This is a genomic window from Chromobacterium fluminis (genome assembly GCF_011602385.1).
Lineage (GTDB): Bacteria > Pseudomonadota > Gammaproteobacteria > Burkholderiales > Chromobacteriaceae > Chromobacterium > Chromobacterium fluminis.
The window spans coordinates 22,293-29,803 of sequence record NZ_JAAOMA010000053.1 but is presented as its reverse complement, the minus strand read 5'-3'; the positions used below and the strand labels follow the sequence as shown (position 1 = coordinate 29,803).

7 protein-coding genes are annotated in these 7,511 nt (G+C 61.5%); 3 read left to right on the top strand and 4 right to left on the bottom strand.

Annotated elements, in window-relative coordinates; all coding sequences use genetic code 11:
* Positions 1–147 precede the first annotated feature (147 nt).
* From HA052_RS23795 to HA052_RS23780, 4 genes are all read right to left on the bottom strand, one after another.
* Positions 148–1,914: a putative bifunctional diguanylate cyclase/phosphodiesterase gene (locus HA052_RS23795; protein WP_166453909.1), complete on the bottom strand. Its 1,767-nt coding sequence runs from the start codon at positions 1,912–1,914 to the stop codon at positions 148–150.
* 5 nt (positions 1,915–1,919) lie between these two features.
* Positions 1,920–2,363: a response regulator gene (locus HA052_RS23790; RefSeq protein WP_166453908.1), complete on the bottom strand. Its 444-nt coding sequence runs from the start codon at positions 2,361–2,363 to the stop codon at positions 1,920–1,922.
* Positions 2,363–3,838 carry a sensor histidine kinase gene (locus HA052_RS23785; protein WP_166453907.1) on the bottom strand — a complete coding sequence of 492 codons (1,476 nt, stop codon included), beginning with the start codon at positions 3,836–3,838 and terminating at the stop codon, positions 2,363–2,365. The genes HA052_RS23790 and HA052_RS23785 overlap by 1 nt, the downstream gene beginning before the upstream one ends.
* A 104-nt stretch (positions 3,839–3,942) precedes the next feature.
* Positions 3,943–4,752: an IclR family transcriptional regulator domain-containing protein gene (locus HA052_RS23780; RefSeq protein ID WP_166453906.1), complete on the bottom strand. Its 810-nt coding sequence runs from the start codon at positions 4,750–4,752 to the stop codon at positions 3,943–3,945.
* Positions 4,753–4,915: 163 nt separating this feature from the next.
* On the opposite strand from HA052_RS23780, the gene HA052_RS23775 reads away from it, so the two are divergent.
* From HA052_RS23775 to pcaF, 3 genes are read left to right on the top strand one after another with little or no spacing between them, the layout of a single operon-like run.
* Positions 4,916–5,608: a 3-oxoacid CoA-transferase subunit A gene (locus HA052_RS23775; RefSeq protein WP_166453905.1), complete on the top strand. Its 693-nt coding sequence runs from the start codon at positions 4,916–4,918 to the stop codon at positions 5,606–5,608.
* Positions 5,601–6,260, top strand: a complete 660-nt coding sequence (locus tag HA052_RS23770; protein ID WP_166453904.1) for a 3-oxoacid CoA-transferase subunit B — start codon at positions 5,601–5,603, stop codon at positions 6,258–6,260. Before HA052_RS23775 ends, HA052_RS23770 begins: the two co-directional genes overlap by 8 nt.
* Complete coding sequence (pcaF, locus tag HA052_RS23765) at positions 6,257–7,459, top strand: 3-oxoadipyl-CoA thiolase (RefSeq protein WP_166453903.1); 1,203 nt, start codon at positions 6,257–6,259, stop codon at positions 7,457–7,459. The genes HA052_RS23770 and pcaF overlap by 4 nt, the downstream gene beginning before the upstream one ends.
* Positions 7,460–7,511: the final 52 nt, after the last annotated feature.

Sequence of the window (7,511 nt, the reverse complement as noted above, 5' to 3'; positions counted from 1 at the left end):
AGTGCTCGCCCTACGCAACAAGTTTGCGCTTTCATGTTTGCTAAAATTTAACTGAAAGCATGTACAATCATGGTTTTGAGCCGGCAACCAACAACGCAACAGCTTCCGTATTTACCAAGTTTGCGAACATTTGACAGCGGCGCGATATCAACCCCGCCGCTTGCCTTGCTCCCACATCTTCCACCATGGCAACACCTTAGATGCAGGCATGGGCTTGGCGATGCTGTAGCCCTGACCCAGATAGCAGCCTAGCTGCATCAAAACTGGCCAATACTTCTTGCGCTCCACGCCTTCAACAATAAAGTCGATAGAACGACTCTGACAAAACACCGCCATGCACTGTATCAGTGAAGCGTTGAAGGAGCCTGGCTCCAATTCCTGCGCAAAAGCCTTGTCCAGTTTGATTTCGGTGATTGGGCAGTTTTTCAGGTAGGTAAAGGACGTGAAGCCCGCGCCAAAGTCGTCTATAGACAGGGACACGCCCCGGGCGTGCAATTGCTCAATCATTTGCTTGGCCTTGACCGGGTTGATGACTAGAGCGGTTTCCGTCAATTCCAACACCAGTAGCTTGGGGGGAATCTTGTAACCGGCCAGCCGCGTCATCACTTCTTCGACGAAGCGACCATCTTCCAGCATCCTCGCAGAAATGTTCACCGCAATCTTGAATGGCTCCTGCAGCTGGCTGATCCAGAGCTGTTGCTGGGACAGCACCAGCTCCAGCGTCAGGTATGTAAAACGACTCAAGAGATTGCAAGACTCCAGCGTGGGCATGAAATCATCGGGATTCACCTGGCCCTGTGCAGGGCTGTTCCATCGGACAAGGGCTTCGAAGCCGACTACTTCCTCGGTGTCCAGCCGGACTTTTGGCTGGTAATGCATTTCCAGTTCCTCGTGCTGGATCGCTCGGGTTAGCTGGGTAATCAAGGCCTGAGTGGTTTGTCCCGACTTGGGCCAGGGTTTGTCGTTTTCGCCCGCGTACAAGGCAACGGAGCCGAGGTTGCTTTTTGCCTGGTACATGGCGATATCAGCGCAGGACAACAGCTGGGCGGGATCGCAGCCATGCTGCGGGCACATGGCCACGCCGAAGGAGGCGCCTATCGACAAGGCGTGTTCGCCCACCAGAATCGGCGCGTCCAGCGTATGCCCCACTTTCTCCGCCAAGGCCAACGCGCACTCCGCGCCATCCACCTCCAGAAGCAAGGCGGCGAATTCGTCGCCACCCAGGCGCGCAATGGTATCCGAGCCTCGCAGCAGGCTGGCGAAGCGCGCGCCGACTTCCCGCAACACCAAATCGCCCGCCTGGTGGCCCAGTTTATCGTTGACCTCCTTGAAACGGTCCAGATCTATCATCAACACGGCAAACGGCAGCTGATTGCGAGCGTGCAATGCGCACAACTGGTCCAGGCGATCGAGAAACAGGTTGCGGTTGGGCAAGTCGGTCAGCGAATCGTACAGGCTGCGGTGTTGTAATAGCTGTTCGGTTTCACGCAGCTTGGCCTGCATTGCCGCCACCCGCACGCCGTCGCTGATGGTTTGGCGCAACCGGTCCTCGGTCAGCTCGAACTTGGGCAAGTATTCGTATACGCCCAGTTTGATGGCCTCGGCGGCGATTCGCTCATTGCCGGTGCCTGTGACCGCTACGATCAGACAGGATTGATTGCGTTGCTGAATTGAGGGCACTAGTTCGCGGCCGTCGCCGTCGTCCAGTTTGAAATCCAGAAAAACGAAATCAAAAAGCTCTCGGCCCAGCAGGCTCAAGGCGCTGGCCTTGGAGTCCGCTTCCAGGATTTGCGAACATAAGGCGTTTCTGTGCAACAGGCGGATGATGCGCTCGCGGTCGACGTCGTCGTCGTCCACCACCAGCACGCTGACTTGCTGCGGAGCCTCTTGCAGGCATTCGACATCGTCGATCATTGCGATTACCGGGCCGGCAAAACCACGGACTGGGCGTAAGAATGCAGTAGATCCATCAGTTTCACGAATTGCGGACCCACGGCGGATTTCATCATATAGCCAGCTACATTTTCTTCGTAAGCACGCATGCGGTCCGCATCCCGAGACGAGGTGGTCAGCACGAAGATGACCGAGTGGCGCAACTGGTTGTCGGCGCGGACGGCTTCAAGGAATTGAAACCCGTCCATCCGCGGCATATTGAGATCCAGCAAAATCAGGAAGGGGCTGGTAATCCGCTTGCTGTCATGCGTTCCGCGCAGGATTTGCAAGGCCTCAAGGCCATCGCTGGCGGTCACCATATTGCACTCAAGCCCCTGGCGGCGCACCCCCCGCAATACGCCTTCGATGGCCACGTCATCGTCATCCACCAGTAAAACCGTAATATCGCTTGATATCACCGCACTTGCCATCACTCCACCTCCTTGAGCGGAAACCGCGGCCAGCGGATGCGGAAACAGGCTCCACCCAAGGTGCCGTTTCGGTCCAGCACCACGGTGCCGCCATTGCTGTTGACCATGCGGCGGGTCACCGCCAGCCCAACGCCATGCCCCGCCGCCTGACTGCTGGCGCGGTGGAACAGCTTGAAAATACGCTCTTCCGAGCCCTCTGGCACGCCAACGCCGTCGTCTTCCACCGTGAACAGATTGAAACGCCCCTCCTCCTCCACCGTGATGCGGATCACGCCTTTGCCACCGCCGTGATGCTTGCAGGCATTGGACAACAAATTGCGGATCGCCAAGGACAGCGGTGTGCGCGCGGCGGGAAAAGGCTTGGCGTTGATTTCAACCTCCAGCTGGAAACCGGGGGAGATATCGAGGAGTTCCAGGGTTTCGCGCACCAGTTGACCGGGGTCAATCACTTCAAATCGTTCATCCTGGCGCCCTGCCCTCGCGTATTCCAACAAGTCTTCTATCATGCGTTCGGCGCGGGCGATGCGCTCTTCAGCCCGGGTAAAGTTTTTCTCTATATCCGCGCTTAGCTGGGAGGGATCCAAATCTTCGCGAATCCACGAAATCAGATCCGCGATTCCGCGCAAAGGCGAGCGCAAATCATGGGAGGCCACATAGGTGAACTCCTCCAGTTGAGCGTTGGCCTGCTGCAGCGTTTCCTCAAATTTCTTGCGCAGGGAAATGTCGGTGATTGCGGCCAACACCTGCCGCTCCCCTTCGGTTTCCAGCGGGGTCAGACCCACTTCCACCGGAAATTCGCTGCCGTTCCGATGCTGGGCCAGCAGATCGCGACCGGAGCCCATCGCCCGCACTTCCGGCGCTTTGGCGAAGGCGGCGCGCAAAGCCGGGTGGCCATTTCGCACGCGCTGCGGCAGCAACACCTCCACCGGTTTGCCCACCAGTTCGCCTGGCGGATAACCAAACATGGCGTCCAGCGCTTGATTGGTCATTGAAATCCTGCCGTCCGCGCCCGCCATCAGCAGGCCGATAGGCAGCGACGACACCACTTTAGAAAAGCGATGCTCGAGCCGGCGTCGCGGCGTGATGTCGCTGACAAAGGCCACTGCGCAGACTTCGTCGTCGTGGGGCATCGAACCCAGGCCGATTTCGATCGGGAACTGTCGTCCATCGGCATGCTGGGCAAACAGTTCGCGGCCGCTGCCCATGGTTCTGGGCGTGGGATTGGCAAAAAACAGCTGACGAAAATCCAGATGGCGTTCACGAATATCCGCCGGCAACAACATTTCCACCGGCTGTCCAAGAAGTTGGGCCTTGTTGTAGCCAAACATGTTTTCCAGCGCGCTGTTGACGTAGAGCATGCGTCCATCGGCCGCCACCACCAACACGCCCACAGGGGCGGCCTCTACGACGGAAGCCAGCCCGGCATTACCGGAGGCGCCCGCGGCAGGAACCCTTTCTGGAAACTTGAACGACATCTCGTCCTGCTTTCACCTATGTTTTATTGCTGTAGGTTTAGCATAGGGTTTTCTCAAGCGCTGTTAATTCTGATGTCCTATCCGCTTCATCGACAACGCTTTGCTCAAGCAAGCAGCAAGGCCAGTTCCGCCGCCGCCTCGCGGAGCACCGGCAAGATGCGCAATAACAAATCCTCGCGGCTGACGCGCGCCGCCTGCACGCCGACATTGATCGCCGCCGCGGCGCGGCCATCGGCGCCGATGATGGGCACGGCAATGGAACGCAGGCCGATTTCCAGCTCCTGATCAATCAAGGCATAGCCCTGCTCCGCCACCCTCGCCAGCTCCGCCTCCAGCTCCGGTCGCTCTACGATGGTGTACGGCGTGTGCTGGACCAGCCTCGCCCGATCCAATAGTTGAGTGAGCTCGGCGGCGGGCAGCCGGCTCAGCATCGCTCGGCCCATGGATGTGCACACCGCGGGCAAACGGCTGCCTATGTCCAGGTCCACCGTCATGATTCGGCTGGTGAAGGCGCGCGCGATATAGAGGATGTCGTCGCCGTCCAGGATGGCGATGGAGCTGGATTCGTTGACGCTGCTGCTCACGTGGCGCAACACAGGCTGGCCGGCGCGCGCCAAGGGCGTGGAGCCCAGATAGGCGTGGCCCAGCGCCAGGATGCGCGGCCGCAGGGAGAAATGACGGCCGTCCTCGCTGTCCACGAAGCCCAGCTTGTTCAAGGTGTACAAGCAGCGCCGCACCGCCGCGCGAGGAATGCCGGTGCGCTGGCTGATTTGCGAAGTGGACAGCAGGCGCCGCTGCGCGGAGAAGGCCTGAATCACCGCCAAACCGCGCGCCAGCGAGGCCATGTAGTTGGGGTTGCCGCTGAAAGTCTCTTCCACGCCCTCTTCGGCGATAGGGTCTTGCCGCTGTTGCATCTTGCCTCCCTTTTTTCATCTTGAGCGATTACCGCACACTATTGCGATCATCGTATTGACCCAGCCGCTGGCGGGCAAGCATGCTGAATGCGCGATTAAAGTTATTTTGTTCGATAATCGCACAACCCCTTTATGGCTGCATGCAACCCGCAAAGGACAGTCGATGATAGATAAAACGGTAAGTTCTCCCGCCACCGCCATTGCCGACATCCACGACGACGCCACGGTGATGATCGGCGGCTTCGGCGTCGCCGGCCAGCCGGCGGAATTGATAGACGCGCTAATAGACCACGGCGCGCGCAACCTCACCATCGTCAACAACAACGCCGGCAACGGCGAAACCGGGCTGGCCGCCTTGCTGCGAGCACGCCGGGTGCGCAAGATCGTCTGCTCGTTTCCGCGCCAAGCGGACTCCCAGGTTTTCGACGCGCTCTACCGCGCCGGCGACATCGAACTGGAACTGGTGCCACAGGGCAATCTGGCGGCGCGCATCCAGGCCGCCGGCGCCGGGCTGGGCGCCATCTTCACGCCCACCGGTTATGGCACCCTGCTGGCGGAGGGTAAGGAAACCCGCCGAATCGATGGCCGCGACTATGTGCTGGAACTCCCCATCCACGCCGACTTCGCCCTGATCAAGGCCTGCCGCGGAGACCGCTGGGGCAATCTGCAATACCGCAAGGCGGCGCGCAACTTCGGCCCCATCATGGCCACCGCCGCGCGCCAGACCATCGTCCAGGTGGGGCAACTGCTGCCGTTAGGCGAAATGGACCCGGAAACCGTGGTGACGCCGGGCATCTTCGTTCACAAGCTGGTTTGCGTCGCCGGCCAGCTTACGCAAGGAGGCCGGCATGCATAAGCGACTGGACCGCGAACAGATGGCGGCGCGGGTGGCGCGCGACATCCCGGAAGGCGCATACGTCAACTTGGGCATTGGCCTGCCCACCCGGGTGGCCGACTATCTGCCGGCGGAGCTGGATATCTTCCTGCATAGCGAAAACGGCCTGCTGGGCATGGGGCCGGCGCCGGCTTCAGACCAAGCGGACCCGGACCTGATCAACGCCGGCAAGGAGCCGGTCACGCTATTGCCCGGTGGCTGCTTTTTCCACCATGGCGATTCTTTCGCCATGATGCGCGGCGGTCATCTGGACATCTGCGTGTTGGGCGCCTTTCAGGTGTCGAGGCGCGGGGACCTGGCCAACTGGCATACCGGCGCGCCGGACGCCATTCCGGCGGTGGGCGGCGCGATGGACCTGGCCATAGGTGCCAAGCAAGTGTTCGTGATGATGGAACATTTGAACAAACAGGGCGAATGCAAGCTGGTGGAAGCCTGCAGTTATCCTCTGACCGGCGTTGCTTGCGTGCACCGCGTGTACACCGACCTCGCGGTGATCGACCTCCGCGACGGAGAGTTGCTGGTGCGCGAATGCGTGCACGGCCTGGATTTCGATGAGTTGCAGCGGCTGACTCCGGTTCGGCTGACCGATGCCCGTCAAGGAGGTATCCAATGAAACAAGCTTATATCTGCGACGCCATCCGCACCCCCTTTGGCCGCTACGGCGGCGGGCTGTCCACCCTGCGCGCCGACGATCTGGCCGCCCTGCCCTTGAACGCGTTGCAACAACGCAATCCGGGCGTGGACTGGGCCTTGTTGGACGATGTTCTTTATGGTTGCGCCAACCAGGCCGGCGAAGACAATCGCAACGTGGCGCGCATGGCCGCGTTGCTGGCCGGCCTGCCGGCATCCACCCCCGCCAGCACGATCAACCGCCTGTGCGGTTCCAGCCTGGACGCCATTGGCCAGGCCGCGCGCGCCATCAAGAGCGGCGAAGCCGAACTGCTGATTGCCGGCGGCGTGGAAAGCATGAGCCGCGCGCCCTATGTGATGGGCAAGGCGGACAGCGCCTTCGCCCGCAATCTGCGCATAGAGGACAGCACCATGGGCTGGCGTTTCGTCAACCCCTTGCTGCGCGAGCGCTACGGTGTGGACTCGATGCCGGAAACCGCGGAAAACGTGGCCGAGCAGTTCCGCATCTCGCGCGCGGATCAGGACGCTTTCGCGCTGCGCAGCCAGCTGCGAGCCGCTGCCGCGCAGGAGGCCGGCCGGCTGGACGATGAATTGATGGAGGTGCTGATTCCGCGTCCCAAGAGCGAGCCGCTGCGCTTCACGCGCGACGAACACCCGCGCACCACCTCGCTGGAGGCGCTGGCCCGGCTCAAGGGCGTGGTGCGGACCGACGGCAGCGTCACCGCCGGCAACGCCTCCGGCATCAACGACGGCGCGGCGGCGCTGCTGCTGGCCGGAGAAGGCGCGCTGAAACGCCATGGCCTGACGCCGCGCGCACGCGTACTGGCCATGGCCTGCGCCGGCGTGGAGCCCCGCATCATGGGCTTTGGTCCGGCACCGGCCATCCGTAAAGTCCTGGCTCTGGCCGGGCTGCGCCTGGAACAAATGGACGTCATCGAACTTAACGAGGCCTTCGCCGCCCAGGCGCTGGCTGTATTGCGCGACCTGGGCTTGCCGGACGACGCCGAGCACGTCAACCCCAACGGCGGCGCCATCGCCCTCGGCCATCCTCTGGGCGCCAGCGGCGCGCGACTGGCCGCCACCGCGCTGTATCAGTTGCAACGCAACGGCGGCCGCTACGCGCTGTGCAGCATGTGCATAGGCGTGGGGCAAGGCATTGCGCTGATCATCGAGCGCGTCTGAGAACCTGTTCGCCATCAATCGCGCGTCGGCGAGGCGCGACACGGAGAGAGCC